This is a genomic window from Pseudoalteromonas sp. UCD-33C (assembly GCF_001306895.1).
GTDB lineage: Bacteria > Pseudomonadota > Gammaproteobacteria > Enterobacterales > Alteromonadaceae > Pseudoalteromonas.
Genome location: NZ_LJTB01000007.1, coordinates 95940 through 110534 on the forward strand (window position 1 = coordinate 95940; position 14595 = coordinate 110534).

The window sequence follows — 14595 nt, forward strand, 5'->3', positions numbered from 1 at the left end:
AAAAGCCAACGTCATGTGGGCTTTTTATTAGTTAATAAGTTCTGCTGAAACAATATCGTTGAGCATCAAAAAGTGGTTAAGTACAGACTCTTCAAGTTCGAAAACCTGCGCTAGTTTTTCGCCACTTGCTGACATCCCTGTTTGCGCACCAGCAAACTCAATATGCAACCCTAAACGCTTCAGGGTTTGAGCGTCGTAACTATAAATAGCAGAATCACGTTTCTCTGTAATACCAGGCATCATACCTATGATAGTAACCGCCTGTTCAACATTAATGATATCGAAGAATTGTCGCTCTGCGGCTTGCCATTTTGCTATATAGCTAGCGACCTCAGGTGGTTGCTCCATGGGCACGTATAATGGCTGTAATGAGCCCCCATGCCAGCCAATAACGGCCTGCTCTTCAACGAGGACATGTGGGCTTGCGGTAAGTACATAGTTGGCACAAGACGATGCACAAAGCTCGTGTACCACAACATCGAGTTGATATTCATGAACTAAGCCACCTAAATGTAAACCCGCCATCACATCACCACCTTGGCTATTAATAACCAAGGTGTTGATTTGTTGATCGCTACTTACTAATAACTGTTCGAACTTTTCAACATTTTGCTTTGATGTTTCGCCCTGAAAATAAATAGTGCCCGGCGATACTTCACTAATTTCAGCAACGCTTTGCTGTGTTGTTTTACAACCAACCAGCAGCACGCTCAATAAGAATAAAAAACGCATTAACAATGCCTTGAAGTTTTGTTTGTATACAGTGCGCAATTTAATAATATGTCATTAACGAACTGCAAAAATGGCATAGTACGTTTTTTTACTTGAGAAATAAATCCACATAATAGGAACAATTGTATGAATATTGGAATTTACATCTATGATGATGCCGAAGTACTCGATTTCTCAGGTCCGTTTGAGGTGTTTAGTACTGCTAAGCGCCTAGCGAATAATGATTGGCAAGTGAGTTTAATTGCCGAAAGTGATAGTCCTGTACTTGCCCGCGGCGGTTATAGTGTAAACCCCCATTACAGCTTTGCTGACTGCCCTTCGCTTGATCTCCTTGTTGTGGTTGGTGGCGACCATACACGAGAGCTGGAAAAAGCAGAGGTTATTACTTGGTTAAAACACACAGCCACTAACACCAAGCGTGTTGCCTCTGTTTGTACGGGGGCATTTTTGATTGCTAAAACAGGGCTTTTGAACGGTAAAAATGTCACGACTCATTGGCAAGATCAACCAGAGTTGGCTGCTTTGTTTTCTGAGCTCAATGTGATTGCAGATACTCGTTGGGTCACCGATGGTAAGTTTACCAGCTCTGGGGGAATTTCTGCTGGCATTGATATGAGCCTAGCGTTAGTCGCTGAGTTTATTAGTTACGAGCACGCCCTACTAACTGCTAAACAGATGGAATATCAATGGCAGACTTTATAATTGTTCAGCAATATAGTCGGTTATAAACTGTTTTAAACAGACAGCCTTTTTACTCAGTAAACGTGCGCTTGGCCAGATAGCATAAATGTCGCGGTTTTCCCCTCGCCAGTGTGGCAGTACTTGAACTAACTGCTGAGATTTTAGTTCATCTATAACCTCAAACCTAGGTAACAAAGCAATACCTTGCTCATCACAAACTAAGTATTTTACAAATCCGGTATCGTTAAAAGTAGAAGCAAATCGGCACATGTGAGTATAAGTTGCATTCGTTTGCGTATTGGTTAGCTGCCACTTATTTCGCAACGTGGTACCAATTAACCTATGCTGTTTTAAATCAGTTGGCTCTTCTATGGCAGGTGCCGAATCAAGGTATGCTTTTGAGCTTACAAATAAGGTATCAACACTGCCTAACTTTTTTTGATGGAGCATAGAGTCAGCCTGCGGCCCGACTCTTATTGCTATATCAGCTTGGCTTTTACTCAGATCTTCAAGTTTATTATTAAGCAATAGCTCAAGTTGAATATCAGGGTACTGTTTAGTAAATGCGAGCCACATCGGCTTTAAGAAACCATGACTAATATTCAGAGGTGCTAAAACTTTAAGCTTTCCTGATAATTGTGCTTTTTGATCATTAAGCTGACGGTGAGTTTGTTCAAATTGCTCAATTAATTCAACATAACTTTGAAAGTATACCTCTCCTGCTTGTGTTAACGTGCATTGCCTTGCTGAGCGATTCAAAAGCTGCTCGCCTAGGCGTTGCTCAAGTCGTTGCAAGCGTCTCGATACAGTTGCGGTAGGCAACGACAAGCTCTCAGCCGCATTACGTAGGCCGCCTTGTTTAACAATCTGTATGAATAGGGCAATATCGTCAATCATGTTCTCATTTATGCAATCATAGTTTGTTTATCTTGCTATTTTTAGCATTTTTGCAATTAGATATCATGTCTTTTATTAAATCATTTAAGAGCATCTAATTATGAGTGTTAATGATATTTATGTGATAACTTTTGTAGGCATAGCGGCGACTTTGTTCATTGATCTTTATGCTTTTGTGCTGGCTAAAGTGTTTAAGATACCGTCATTAGACTTTTGTTTAGTTGGCCGTTGGGGCTTGGGTTTATTAGATGGAAAGTTTCAGCACCTGAATATAGCAACTAGTCCAGTTAAGCAGTTTGAGTGCGTGTTTGGCTGGTGTTTACACTACTTTATTGGTGTTTTATTTTCGTTTCTATTTATATTACTGGTCGGTATTGCTTGGCTTGAACAGCCCACCTTAATCGCTGCATGTATATTTGGATTAGCTAGCGTATGTATGCCATTTTTTGTTATGCAGCCCGCTTTAGGGATGGGGATAATGGCTACGAAAACCGCAAAACCACTCCAAGCCCGTTTAAAAAGTGCTGTAACTCACCTACTTTTTGGTGTCGGAATATATTTATCAGCTCAATTCATTCAATTTATTTAGGAGTATGTAATGGACGCAAAGCATTGGCATCAACGTTGGGAAAATAACGAAATTGGTTTTCATGAAGGAGACGTAAACCGTTATCTAGATCAGTATTTTACTAACTTGAATTTACAGCAAGGCGATACTGTTTTTGTACCACTGTGCGGAAAAACTCACGACATTCATTATTTGCTAGCGCAAGGTATGCGTGTTGTTGGGGCAGAACTTAGTGAGATTGCCATTAAGCAGTTATTTGATGAGTTAAAGCTAGAACCCGAAGTTAGCCAACACGGTGAACTATTACGTTACCAAGGCGCAAATCTAACCGTTTGGGTGGGTGATATTTTTGCACTTACCGCGAATGAACTTGGCACTATCAACGCGGTTTATGACCGTGCCGCCTTAGTTGCGTTACCAAAGCCAGTGCGCATTCGCTATACCCAGCATTTACTTGAATTAACCAATAGAGCAACGCAGTTAGTGGTGGTATTTGAATATCAGCAAAGTGAGTTTTCGGGTCCGCCGTTTAGTGTGGTCTCCGATGAACTACATCAGCACTACGATGCTTTTTATCAACTAACATTACTGTGCAAAGAACCTCTCGAAGGTGGCTTAAAAGGGCAAGTCCCTGCCATGAACGTAGCTTGGCATTTAAGTTAGTACTTACAAACTAGTGGTGTGTAAATTCACACCCTAGCTGTGCGTTTTTGTGGCTAGTTATTGTACCTCTGTGCGTGCACTATAGTGATTAGCGTATTTAAGGAGTACATTTATGCAAAAGCCACGCGTTTTCTTTGTTTCACATGGCGGCGGTCCTATGCCTTTACTGGGCGATCCAAGTCATGCCGATATGGTCACTTGTTTACAGTCTATTGCCGCAAAAATTAAAAAGCCATCTGCTATTTTGATGGTGAGTGCACACTGGGAAGCGAACCCAATTAGTATCACTTCGAGCTCTGCTCCTGGGCTAATTTATGATTACTATGGTTTTCCTGAGCCTGCTTACAGCATTGAGTACCCAAGCCCAGGTGAACCTGCCCTTGCCGAAAAAGTACATCATGCATTGGCAAAAGCTAATATCGATAGCGCATTAAACCCATCTCGTGGCTTTGATCACGGTATGTATGTGCCTTTGAAGATTATGTATCCAAAAGCAGATATACCTTGTGTGCAATTGTCGTTACATCCAAGCCTTGAGCCAAGCTTACACGTAGCGATAGGTGAGGCTTTACAACAGCTTGATTACGATAATTTATTGATCATTGGCTCTGGCTTTACTTTTCATAATATGCGCGCATTTTTCACGCCAGAAACCGCTGAAATTAAAGCGCAAAATATGGCTTTTGAGCAATGGCTAGTTGATGTATGTGGCAATACTGAGCTGAGTGAACAGCAGCGACAAGCTAAACTATTAGAATGGCAAATGGCCCCTGCGGCGCGTTTTAGCCATCCTCGAGAGGAGCACTTATTGCCGTTACATGTTTGCTATGGTGCGGCGATGCGCCCTTGTAGTGATATCTACGAACTACGTATTGCCAACAAGCAAGCCAGTATGTTCTTGTGGGACGATTAAGTTTAAGTTCAACCCCCCAGATAACACGATAAAGGCTCAGATTTTATTCATCTAATTTGGTACGCTAGGTAAGTTAAAACCTAGGAACAACAAAATGAACTTAATAAAAACATCAACCCTTGCGTTTGCTGTGGTTGCGGGTTTAGGTTTGCAGGCATGCTCAACTACAGAGCAAGTTAGCACCCCATCAGCAACAGTGAACGCAACGGCTAACCCGCTCTCGCTTGAACAAATTTATAAAGAAAAAGACTTTAAAGCTGAGCGTAGCACCTATTTTACGTGGCTCGATGATGGTACTGGCTACACAGTACTTGAAGAGCGCGAAAGCGATAAAAATACTCAAGACGACAAAGCTAAAGACGATGAGCACGGCGTAAAAGGCAATGATATTGTGTTTTATAACGCCGATGGGACGGGTCGTAAGGTACTTGTTAGTTACGAAAAATTAATTCCCAAAGGTGATAAAGAGCCACTCACCGTTGAAAGCTATCAATGGTCTAAAGATGGTAAATGGCTGATGGTTTTTACCAATGGCGAGCAAGTGTGGCGCTCACGTAGCCGTGGTGATTTTTGGCTTTTAAACCTCGAAACTGATTCGCTATATCAGTTAGGTGGCGAAAACATCGAAGCGAAAAAGCTGATGTTTGCCAAGTTCTCACCTGATAGCTCAAAAGTAGCTTACGTGCGTGATAACAATATCTACATGGAAAAAGTGGGTAGCAAGGCTGTGACTGCCTTAACCACTGATGGTAACGACACCATTGTTAATGGTAATTTTGACTGGGTATACGAAGAAGAATTTACTATTCGTGATGGTTTCCGCTGGAGTCCAGACAACAAATCAATTGCCTATTGGCAGCTTGATACCAGTGGCGTGAAATACTTCACCATGATCAATAACACCGATGATCTCTACCCTACCCTTAAAGAATTCCCGTATCCAAAAGCCGGCGAGATGAACTCAGCGGTTAAAGTGGGAGTGGTTAGTCTTAATGACAAGAAAACCCGTTGGGCTGAACTAGGTGGTGATAATCGCGATCGTTATATTCCACGTATTAGCTGGGCAGGCACTGGTGAATCTTTGATGATCCAAGATCTTAACCGTCCGCAAAGCCACAACAAGGTTTGGTTATTCGACTGGCAAAAACAGCAACTGACTAAAATTCTTGAAGATAAAGACGATGCCTTTATTGAGTGGTTTTATAAAGCAAACTGGTCAAAAGACGGTAAGTTCTTTATTTGGCACAGTGAGCGTGATGGCTGGCGTCATTTGTACCGTGTATCTCGCGATGGCAAAACGGTTGTTGATTTAACACCGGGCGAGTACGACATCATTGATATGTTAGCGCTCAACGAAGATAAAAACGTTATGTACTTTACTGCATCACCGGATGATCCTGGTCAGCGTTATTTATTCCGTACCTCGCTTGATGGCAGCTCTAAACCGATGCGCGTAACGCCTGAGTCATTCGATGGTTCAAACAGCTACTACATGTCTAAAGATACCTCTTGGGCAATGCATACTTTCTCTAAATTTGGCACCCCACCAATGAAAGAGATCATTAAAGTAAGCGATCACAGTAATGTGAAAACCATAGTTGAGAACAAAGCATTAAAAGAGAAATTAGCGACTGAGCAATTACCGACTCACGAGTTCTTTACGGTTAATGCGCGCGATGGTGTTGAGCTTGATGGCTACATCATGTTCCCAGCGAATATAGACAAAAGTAAAAAATACCCAATCGTTTTCTATGTTTACGGTGAGCCGTGGGGCTCAACAGTACAAGATCGCTGGGAAGGTAACAGTTACTTATACAAGTCGTATCTAACTCAGCAAGGCTTTATTGTTGCTTCAGTTGATAACCGCGGCACGCGCGCACCAAAGGGCAGAGATTGGCGTAAATCTATCTATAAAAAAATAGGCTCTATTACCGTGCGTGACCAAGTTGACGCCCTTGATGCAATGGCAAAACGTTGGGATGTCATTGATACCGACCGTGTTGGTGTATGGGGTCACTCAGGTGGTGGTAGTTCAACGCTTAATTTGTTATTCCGCCATGGTGATAAATATAAAGTGGGTATTGCCTCAGCCCCAGTGCCAGATATTCGCTTGTACGATACTATCTACCAAGAGCGCTATGCAGGTAACCCAAATACCGATCCTGAAAGTTACGACAACACGTCTCCGATCACCTTTGCAAAAGATCTGCAAGGTAAGTTGCTACTGATCCACGGTACCGGAGATGATAACGTGCACTACCAAGGCTCAGAGCGTTTAATTAACGAATTAGTTAAGCACAATAAACAGTTCGAGTTTTTCTCTTACCCGAACCGTTCTCACAGCCTACGAGAAGGTAAAGGCACTACCCTGCACTATCACACTATGATGGCTAACTTCTTCGAAAAGCATTTACTTAACAAGTAAATATGCTTTATTAAAAAATACCGCAGCTTAGACATTAAGCTGCGGTTTTTTTATGCAAACTGTAAACCCCCGTTACAGATAAAAAGCGATACTTTTTGGGCTACTCGCATTGAGCAACACAAAATAACTCGCACCAATTTAAAAGTATGAAACTAGACCTTAGGCTTCATTAGATGGGCTTAATTCATGAATAAAACCCCATAATCTGCTTGTTGATCTACACATTTTCTACACTTTTCAATCTTGGCTATATGGTAATTTTTTAATCAATAATTCATGTAGGGAATTTGGTTATGAAATTAGGAAAAAACTTTTTTCAATCATTGGTAGTGCTTGCGTTATTAGCAAACTTAGCTGCCTGTGGTGACAGTGACTCATCATCGTCATCAGATACAGATACATCGACAAGCGATAGTAGCAGTGATAGCAGTGGTTCTGATAACAGCGGAAGTGACGATAGTGGCGATGATAGCAGCGGTAGTGATAGCAGTTCAGGCTCACTTAGTGTCAGTGATTTCAGCGATATCAGTTTAGGCGACTGTGAGCTTGATACCAGCCTTGAATCACTGGTATGTGCTGCAAATGCATTAATCGACACATTAGATGAAGATGAACTTGCTGATTTACAGCTTGATTACTCAGACTCTGAAGCAAGAACTGTATGGTCAAACTTACCGACGGGCAATGTAAGTCGTAATGGTATTGAACTTGGCGCATTAGATGATGAATCTCTCGAAGCGGCGATGATGGTTGCAAGAGCGGCACTGAGTGATGATGGCTACCAAGATTTCTTAGGTACTATTGCTGCGGATGATTACTTAAATGAGTTAGGTGGCGGTTCAGCTTACTCATCTGGTAAATATTATCTAGCGTTTTTTGGCGACCCAGATGTGAGCGGTGACTGGATGTTGCAATTAGGTGGTCACCACTTAGCTTATAACATTACTTATTTAAATGGTGACGGTTACCCTGTGCCAAACCATATTGGTACTGAACCTAAAGTCAGCTTTGAAATAGACTCAGCAAGCTATGCTCCACTTGCGGATGAAGGTGACGCCCTCGTTGCTATGTTTGATTCATTAAGTGAATCAGAACTTGAAGAAGCCTACTTAAGCGGTGAAAGCTATTCTGATGTATTAGTAGGTCCAGATAATGGAAGTGGTACGTTACCAACTGATTACCCTACAGGTGATAATCGCAAAGGGTTGCTTGTTTCAAGTTTAACGCAGGATCAACAAGCATTGGTTACAGCGGCAATTGAGCAGTGGATCAACGACTACCCTGAAGAAGTGGTTGAAAACTTAACGCTTAGCTATGTAACGAGTTCTGCTTATGCAGATACCTATATTGCTTGGGCTGGCACTGAATCGGCAGGTGTTGATGTGGATGTTGCCGGGACTTATATGCGTATTGATGGCCCTAACCTTTGGATTGAGGTGGCGTGTCAAAATGGGGTGATTATCAGTGATGAAACTCATTACCATACAATGTTCAGGGATAAGAGCTGGGATTATGGTAATAATTTATAAGCCATGAAAACAGTAATTAATCTCCTATTTGGGCTGACCTTTTTGGTCAGCCTCTTTTGTACAAAAGCCTTTGCTCATTCTGCTTCAACGAGTGCTGTGTTTATTGATACACATAAACCACAGATTGAACTCGAAATTTATTTACCCCTCGATCAATTACGTTTAGCTGATGAAAGCCTATTTCCTTCACAAAATGATGATCTAAAGCAGGTTAATTTCTCGGCTTTACAAGACTACATGCAAACACATGTGAGTATCACAACACAAAATTCTCAGCCGTTAACAGCGCAAAAGGTTGATGATTTTGCTATTCATGAATTTGATAACGTACTGTTCATGGTAATGAAGATGCACTTTATCAAACCAGATAATTTTGATAACAGCGGTTTTTCTTTGCATTACAATGCCATTTTACACCGAGTTGTTACTCACAAAATTTATGTTTCGTATCGCAACGATATGCATGAAGTACTTAAAGCAAGCCAAGACATAGCAACCATAGGCCTGATCCGCTATCAGCGCGAAACCCTATTTATAGAGCCTGAAAAAATCACTGCATGGTCTCAGTTTAAGCTGATGTTTTTAAATGGTATGAGCCATATTACAGCCGGTATAGATCACTTGCTGTTTTTACTGTGCTTAATTTTGCCAGCCCCTCTTGTTAGTGCCAATAAGCGCTGGCAATCAGTGGCACCTGTGCGCCAATGTGTTATGTCGGTAGCTAAAATTGTCACCTTTTTTACACTCGGACACTCATTAACGCTAGCCCTGACGACGCTCGGGTATATTTCATTTCCTGCAAAGCCAATTGAGATTTTGGTAGCGACCTCTATTTTAGTTTCGGCATTGAATGCAATCAGGCCGATTTTTTCGCAGTCAGCTATGTGGATAGCATTTATTTTTGGGCTTATCCATGGTCAAGCATTCGCAATTGAAATGAGCCATATGGGGTTTGATACGCAGGCCATCATCGTCGCATTGGTTGCATTTAATCTGGGTATTGAAACTGTGCAGTTACTGATCGTTATTTGCGTTGTACCCGTGCTAGTAATGCTTGCCAGAACTTATTTTTATAGTGCTATTCGAATTACATTATCAGTGCTGGCTATGGCGGCTGCGAGTTATTGGATTATCGAGCGAAGCGTGTAATGAAAAGGGCCTTATTTAGCCCTTTTTACTTTCAAAACAAAGTTACAAATAGGTGTTAAACCAATTAACTAGCTCTGATTCAAGTTGTTCTTTATGGTTCATTAAAAAGTGGTTATCACCTTCATACACCACAAGTTTATGGGGGATATGATACTTATCTAGCGCTTTGGCAAATTGAATTGAGTTATCGACCGATACTCGTTTATCGTCACTGCCATGAATAAGTAATATGGGCACTTTAGGCGATAGCTTATCAACCCAGTTCATCACGGAGCGTGCTTCAAGCTCTGCTTGTTTGTTCTCTTTATAATTGGGAATACGACGCACATACACGTTTTTTTCCATGTTAGGTCTAAACTTAAGCTCTTTGACTAAATCGGTCGCCCCCGCAATGGTTGCAATGGCTTTAACCTTGTTTGTGTGTTGCATGGCAAGGTGGGTTTGCATGCCGCCTCTACTTACTCCTAACATACCAATACGGTTTTCATCTGCACTTGCTATGTGCGGAATAAAATCAATAAGCGCAAGTACGTCGTTAACATCTCTGCCACCAAATTCATCTAAGTCATCATTTTTAGCTGATGTACCGTGGTATTGGCTGCCGATAACCACAAAACCTTGCTCTGCTAAAGGAAATAAATTGCGCATCATTGCAGCAAAATAAACACTGCCAAAATTACCGTTACCGCCGCGGTTATAAATTAACACAGGTAGCTTATTCTTGATGACTTTAGGTTTGATGATATAACCAAGCACCTCAACATCATCGACCTGATATTTAAAATTATGGCAGGTTAAATTTGTTTTAAAGTTATCGAACATATCTTGTGGAAAGGTTTCTTCAAAGGCTTTAATGCGCTTTAAGTATGCTTCTTCGTTTTTAGCTTTGCGTTTATTCTTTTGCGCAATAAATTGATGCCACGAATCATAGTCAGCAAAGATACCTGTAAAGCAGTCTGTTTCTTTTATGACGTGTTCATCATCGATAATTTTCGCTGCGCTGGTAGAAAAAACAGCGAGAAATAGGCTGGCAAAGAGTAGTAATTTATACACAACAACATCCTTATTGGTGACTAAAAGTTACTAAACCACAGTAACTTAAATGATGGTTATTTGTATATAACTACTTTTTTACGTATCAAAACTTTTATATTATGAAAGTTAACTTATTGAATTGGAAGTCATAATGAGCAATAAACCGCCGCATATATTAGAGTTTCTGCCTAAGCGTTACACCTTGTGGGGGTTATTATGCTTATCCTTGGTATTCGCTATATTTGTAATTATATGGTCTCGAGCTCCTGAATACCGGCCTTTGGTACAAGATATGCGCTTAGTCAATGCCGTCAAGATAGTTGATGTACTGGACGTTGAAGAGATCCCTTACAAGGCTGATATTAAAAATCATATTTTGTACGTTGATGTTCTTCATTCAGACCAAGCAAGGCTAGCACTTGCTAAAGTAGGTTTCGTCTTTGATTATCCAAATAAAGATACATTTAGTTCAATACCGCAAGCATGTGCCTTACTTGAATCACAAGAAGCAAAGGAAAATAGGCCTATTCATCAAACTGAATGGTTTCTCCGATTAGTTCGCATAATAACGGCCGCGATAGTACTCATTACTTTAATCTTGGTCGTTGTACGACCCATTTTAAAGAATCTTATTCTTGAAGATAACAACAAAGATTAATATACCTTTTAGCAAAGAAAAAGCCGCAATAAGCCCCATTACAGATAAAGCCGCAATAAGCGGCTTTATCTGTAATGGGGCTTTACACTAAAAATAGGGTTTGGCGTTATTCAACTGAAATGAATACTTCAACTTCTTCACTGCTTTTATAAAACTCATAGTCAGTTTTATATGCTCGAATATGCGGGCACTGTTCATTACTAAAGTACTGCCAAACTTGGCCCCAAACATCGATAACGGTTTGTGGCATTGCACCTTTGCCGCTAAAGCGAAGATAGTTACCTGTAGCGAGTGTAGTTTGTTCTACCTCTGATGACGTGACTTGCATGTCAGTACATGCAAATACATCAAACTCTCCTGTGACATCAGATTCATAATGAGTATACACGCCATAAACTTGGCTAGATGGCGTTAAATTTGGCGCTATGTCTGTGTAAAATTGCTGCCATAAGCCAGCGATTTTGGCACCTTCCCCACTCATTTCTTTCATATTGCTGGTGCGAACTTTGAGGCCAAATAAAGTTGTTGGGTTGTCTATATTGATCTTCGTTACTTGCTGATCCATTGCATTTTTCCTTGCTTATTTTGTTCCCAGTAAAATACCAGAGCATGCGTACTTTAACCTAGCCTTTTTAATTATTTATTTTAAAAAAACTATATTTTGTCAACGGCCTTTACAGCTTAAAAAACAGTCATGGCATCCTTATCTGCATCAGGTTAAGATGGGTAAAATAACAACAAAATCAGCGGGTGTTTAATGAATAAAATCAATGCGCTTATCTACTTTTTAGCCTTTAGTAGCGGCTTTTGTATTATGGGAATTGAGCTTTTAGGCGGGCGAATTTTAGCGCCGTACTTTGGTAGCAGTGTGCATATATGGGGCAGTATTATCACTGTATTTATGTTGAGCTTATCTTTCGGCTATTTACTTGGCGGTAAGCTCTCAACCCGCAATCCTTCGTTAACTAAATATGGTCTCATTTTCTTTGTAGCAAGCATTATGGTAGTGCCAATAGTATTGTTTGCTGAGCCAATTATGACCTTTATTTTCACCCATATTGAAGACAGTCGTTACGGCTCGTTGCTGGCATCAACGGCGTTGTTTTTTATCCCTACAACAATACTCGGCATGATCTCACCTTACTCAGTGCGATTATTGGTTACCGATCATGAAAAAAGTGGTCAGGTTGCCGGTGGTTTGTATTTTGTGAGCACCCTAGGAAGCGCCCTTGGCACGATTATTACCTCTTTTTATATGGTGTTAGCGTTTGATGTTAACGACATCATTAAAACCTTTGCAGCGGTATTAGGCGCGCTTGGTTTGCTTGCTATTGCTGTTAGTCAAATAAAAACGAAGGAGCGTACTGTATGTTTAGAGTCTTAACACTTTGTTTGATCATGACATTGCCTTTTAGCAGCTTAGCCGAAGTAATACATAAAGAGCGTTCGCTTTATCGAAATATTTTAGTGGAGAAGTCTGGCGATTTACTGTGTTTAAAATTTAACGAAAAAACCCGTAAAAGCACGCAAAGTTGTATGTATAAGAGTGAGCCTAAAAAGCTGGTGTTTAATTACACCAAAATGACGTTTGCAAGCTTACTATTTATTGATAACCCTCAAAATGTACTGATCATAGGTTTAGGGGGAGGTTCGCTCTCTAATACCATTCATGAGCTTTACCCTAGCGCTCATATCGAAAATGTCGAAATTGATCCCGCGGTAATAAAAGTTGCCCGTGATTATTTTAGCTTTGTAGAAACTGATAACGTAACGTCTAAGGTGCAAGATGGCCGTATTTTTATTAAACGTGCCGCACTTAAAAAACAAAAGTACGATTGGATTATTCTTGATGCCTTTAACGGCGATTATATCCCTGAGCACCTTCTCACTAAGGAATTTTTTGCGGAAGTAAAAAGTGTTTTAGCTGATGGCGGAATTGTCGCGGCAAATACTTTTTCATCGAGTAAATTGTACCAGCATGAGTCGGCAACTTACTTCGATGTGTTTGGTGACTTTGTTAATGTTGTGACCGATGAAAACTCTAATCGCATTATTTTAGCTGGCTTCGAGACTATGCCTAGCCAGCAACAGTTAGCCGAACGCGTCAACAAACTCGCAAATAAGTTAACCCCTTACGATGTTGATTTGCAGTTACTCAGCGAGCATTTGTTTTATACTAAGGGTAATCAAGATTGGCCAGCGGATACTAAGGTGCTCACTGACCAATATTCACCAGCGAATTTATTAAATTACCAATGATCAAATACGCCTTAATTGCATTTCTTTTAATTACGAGCTCTGCTGCTATGGCAGAGCCCCCTTCCCCCCCACCTTTAGCTGCAAGTCAGCAGCAGTTGTCTAAACTATTGAATCAATACAAAGGGCAAGTCGTGTTACTCGATTTCTGGGCGTCTTGGTGCAGCCCGTGTCGACGCTCGTTTCCTTGGTTTATAGCCATGCAGAGCAAGTATCAACAGCAAGGGCTTAAAGTAATTGCTGTAAACATTGATGTTGAGCGCAGTGATGCCGATGCTTTTTTAACTGAGTTTGCAGTGAACTTTAATATTATTTACGACCCAGACGCTGTTATTGGCAAGCAATATCAACTCAAAGGGATGCCGAGCAGCTTTTTAATCGATAAAGAAGGCGTAGTCAGGTTCCAACACACAGGCTTTGTAGCTGATAAATTAGACCTCTATGAAAGCCATATCAAAGAGTTAATTGCTAAATAATGTGGTTAGGTAGATAACTTTTGCAGTTGTTCGCTTTTATCGAACACAGCTATCTATTTTATTAATTGCACTAATATTTACTTAGCATGCTAACTACATTAAAATAGTTAGCATGCTAAGTAAATGGAGCGCATCATGTCTTCCACTCCCCCTTTTCACGAAACTCTTGATTTAACATTATGCGGCAGTATGGGCCGTGTGCATCGTTTATGTCGCGATGCTGTCACTTTGGCGGTTGAGCCTTTGGGTCTTACCCAATCTCGCTGGACCGCGATGATGCACCTGTTTCATCTAAACCAAGGTTGTACGCAACAAGAGTTAGCAAATAGCTTAGGCATTGAAATGCCTTCACTAACTCGCACTATTAAGCAGCTTGAGCAGCAAGAGATTATTGCTCGTAAAGCTGATGCTGAAGATAAACGCAGTAAACGTCTGTACTTCACTGAGCAAGGTCTACAATTGTTAGACACATTGCAGGTGATTATTGCCGATGTGAAACAGCATCTTTATGCTGATTTAACCACTGAGCAACTCGATACCATGGCGCATGGTTTAATTCAGATGGAGCAAAACGCCCGTCAGTGTATCCGTCATTATTCAGGAGATAAGTAAC

At 40.9% G+C, this 14595-nt stretch carries 16 protein-coding genes; 12 read left to right on the forward strand and 4 right to left on the reverse strand.

Translation table 11 applies throughout. The features are described 5' to 3' along the window. Window positions 1-27: 27 nt before the first annotated feature. Window positions 28-732, reverse strand: a complete 705-nt coding sequence (locus AOG26_RS14270) for a hypothetical protein (protein ID WP_054563110.1) — start codon at window positions 730-732, stop codon at window positions 28-30. Between the two features lie 126 nt (window positions 733-858). On the opposite strand from AOG26_RS14270, the gene AOG26_RS14275 reads away from it, so the two are divergent. After that, window positions 859-1434, forward strand: a complete 576-nt coding sequence (locus AOG26_RS14275) for a DJ-1/PfpI family protein (protein WP_054563111.1) — start codon at window positions 859-861, stop codon at window positions 1432-1434. On the opposite strand, the gene AOG26_RS14280 is transcribed toward AOG26_RS14275, so the two are convergent. Next, window positions 1429-2310, reverse strand: a complete 882-nt coding sequence (locus tag AOG26_RS14280; RefSeq protein WP_054563112.1) for a LysR family transcriptional regulator — start codon at window positions 2308-2310, stop codon at window positions 1429-1431. The genes AOG26_RS14275 and AOG26_RS14280 overlap by 6 nt on opposite strands. A gap of 100 nt (window positions 2311-2410) precedes the next feature. Between AOG26_RS14280 and AOG26_RS14285 the strand changes: the two genes are divergently transcribed. The 6 genes from AOG26_RS14285 (at window position 2411) to AOG26_RS14310 (ending at window position 9557) form a co-directional block, all read left to right on the forward strand. Next, window positions 2411-2899 (forward strand): DUF2938 domain-containing protein, encoded by a 489-nt coding sequence (locus AOG26_RS14285; RefSeq protein WP_054563113.1) that lies wholly within the window; start codon window positions 2411-2413, stop codon window positions 2897-2899. Between the two features lie 9 nt (window positions 2900-2908). Then, window positions 2909-3541 (forward strand): thiopurine S-methyltransferase, encoded by a 633-nt coding sequence (gene tmpT, locus AOG26_RS14290; RefSeq protein WP_054563114.1) that lies wholly within the window; start codon window positions 2909-2911, stop codon window positions 3539-3541. 112 nt (window positions 3542-3653) lie between these two features. After that, window positions 3654-4454 carry a DODA-type extradiol aromatic ring-opening family dioxygenase gene (locus AOG26_RS14295; RefSeq protein ID WP_054563115.1) on the forward strand — a complete coding sequence of 267 codons (801 nt, stop codon included), beginning with the start codon at window positions 3654-3656 and terminating at the stop codon, window positions 4452-4454. Between the two features lie 94 nt (window positions 4455-4548). Next, window positions 4549-6879 carry a S9 family peptidase gene (locus AOG26_RS14300; protein WP_054563116.1) on the forward strand — a complete coding sequence of 777 codons (2331 nt, stop codon included), beginning with the start codon at window positions 4549-4551 and terminating at the stop codon, window positions 6877-6879. A 293-nt stretch (window positions 6880-7172) separates the two neighbouring features. Next, entirely contained in the window at window positions 7173-8408 is a 1236-nt protein-coding gene (locus tag AOG26_RS14305; protein ID WP_054563117.1) for a DUF3500 domain-containing protein, read from the forward strand. Window positions 8409-8504: 96 nt separating this feature from the next. Beyond that, window positions 8505-9557 (forward strand): HupE/UreJ family protein, encoded by a 1053-nt coding sequence (locus AOG26_RS14310; RefSeq protein ID WP_160316771.1) that lies wholly within the window; start codon window positions 8505-8507, stop codon window positions 9555-9557. Window positions 9558-9599: 42 nt separating this feature from the next. Here AOG26_RS14310 and AOG26_RS14315 read toward each other — a convergent pair whose 3' ends face one another. Next, window positions 9600-10610: an alpha/beta hydrolase family protein gene (locus AOG26_RS14315; RefSeq protein WP_054563119.1), complete on the reverse strand. Its 1011-nt coding sequence runs from the start codon at window positions 10608-10610 to the stop codon at window positions 9600-9602. A 133-nt stretch (window positions 10611-10743) separates the two neighbouring features. Here AOG26_RS14315 and AOG26_RS14320 point away from each other — a divergent pair, with 133 nt between their 5' ends. Then, entirely contained in the window at window positions 10744-11250 is a 507-nt protein-coding gene (locus AOG26_RS14320; RefSeq protein ID WP_054563120.1) for a hypothetical protein, read from the forward strand. Between the two features lie 106 nt (window positions 11251-11356). Here AOG26_RS14320 and AOG26_RS14325 read toward each other — a convergent pair whose 3' ends face one another. Continuing rightward, window positions 11357-11815: a GyrI-like domain-containing protein gene (locus AOG26_RS14325; RefSeq protein ID WP_054563121.1), complete on the reverse strand. Its 459-nt coding sequence runs from the start codon at window positions 11813-11815 to the stop codon at window positions 11357-11359. A 192-nt stretch (window positions 11816-12007) separates the two neighbouring features. Between AOG26_RS14325 and AOG26_RS14330 the strand changes: the two genes are divergently transcribed. From AOG26_RS14330 to AOG26_RS14345, 4 genes are all read left to right on the forward strand, one after another. Beyond that, a complete protein-coding gene (locus tag AOG26_RS14330; RefSeq protein ID WP_054563122.1) occupies window positions 12008-12634 on the forward strand; it encodes a fused MFS/spermidine synthase in 627 nt (208 codons plus the stop codon). After that, window positions 12619-13509, forward strand: a complete 891-nt coding sequence (locus AOG26_RS14335) for a spermidine synthase (protein WP_054563123.1) — start codon at window positions 12619-12621, stop codon at window positions 13507-13509. Before AOG26_RS14330 ends, AOG26_RS14335 begins: the two co-directional genes overlap by 16 nt. Window positions 13510-13556: 47 nt before the next feature. Next, window positions 13557-13982, forward strand: coding sequence for a TlpA disulfide reductase family protein (locus tag AOG26_RS14340; RefSeq protein ID WP_054563186.1), 426 nt, complete (start codon window positions 13557-13559; stop codon window positions 13980-13982). 135 nt (window positions 13983-14117) lie between these two features. Continuing rightward, the gene (locus tag AOG26_RS14345) at window positions 14118-14594 is read left to right on the forward strand and encodes a MarR family winged helix-turn-helix transcriptional regulator (RefSeq protein WP_054553355.1); all 477 of its coding nucleotides are present in this window, start codon (window positions 14118-14120) and stop codon (window positions 14592-14594) included. Window position 14595: the final 1 nt, after the last annotated feature.

What these genes read in the sequence shown, in the direction of transcription:
- AOG26_RS14270 (WP_054563110.1), bottom strand. Translation starts at nt 732, where the DNA reads ATGCGTTTTTTATTCTTATTGAGCGTGCTGCTGGTTGGTTGTAAAACA.
- AOG26_RS14275 (WP_054563111.1), top strand. Translation starts at nt 859, where the DNA reads ATGAATATTGGAATTTACATCTATGATGATGCCGAAGTACTCGATTTC.
- AOG26_RS14280 (WP_054563112.1), bottom strand. Translation starts at nt 2,310, where the DNA reads ATGATTGACGATATTGCCCTATTCATACAGATTGTTAAACAAGGCGGC.
- AOG26_RS14285 (WP_054563113.1), top strand. Translation starts at nt 2,411, where the DNA reads ATGAGTGTTAATGATATTTATGTGATAACTTTTGTAGGCATAGCGGCG.
- tmpT (WP_054563114.1), top strand. Translation starts at nt 2,909, where the DNA reads ATGGACGCAAAGCATTGGCATCAACGTTGGGAAAATAACGAAATTGGT.
- AOG26_RS14295 (WP_054563115.1), top strand. Translation starts at nt 3,654, where the DNA reads ATGCAAAAGCCACGCGTTTTCTTTGTTTCACATGGCGGCGGTCCTATG.
- AOG26_RS14300 (WP_054563116.1), top strand. Translation starts at nt 4,549, where the DNA reads ATGAACTTAATAAAAACATCAACCCTTGCGTTTGCTGTGGTTGCGGGT.
- AOG26_RS14305 (WP_054563117.1), top strand. Translation starts at nt 7,173, where the DNA reads ATGAAATTAGGAAAAAACTTTTTTCAATCATTGGTAGTGCTTGCGTTA.
- AOG26_RS14320 (WP_054563120.1), top strand. Translation starts at nt 10,744, where the DNA reads ATGAGCAATAAACCGCCGCATATATTAGAGTTTCTGCCTAAGCGTTAC.
- AOG26_RS14325 (WP_054563121.1), bottom strand. Translation starts at nt 11,815, where the DNA reads ATGGATCAGCAAGTAACGAAGATCAATATAGACAACCCAACAACTTTA.
- AOG26_RS14330 (WP_054563122.1), top strand. Translation starts at nt 12,008, where the DNA reads ATGAATAAAATCAATGCGCTTATCTACTTTTTAGCCTTTAGTAGCGGC.
- AOG26_RS14335 (WP_054563123.1), top strand. Translation starts at nt 12,619, where the DNA reads ATGTTTAGAGTCTTAACACTTTGTTTGATCATGACATTGCCTTTTAGC.
- AOG26_RS14340 (WP_054563186.1), top strand. Translation starts at nt 13,557, where the DNA reads ATGGCAGAGCCCCCTTCCCCCCCACCTTTAGCTGCAAGTCAGCAGCAG.
- AOG26_RS14345 (WP_054553355.1), top strand. Translation starts at nt 14,118, where the DNA reads ATGTCTTCCACTCCCCCTTTTCACGAAACTCTTGATTTAACATTATGC.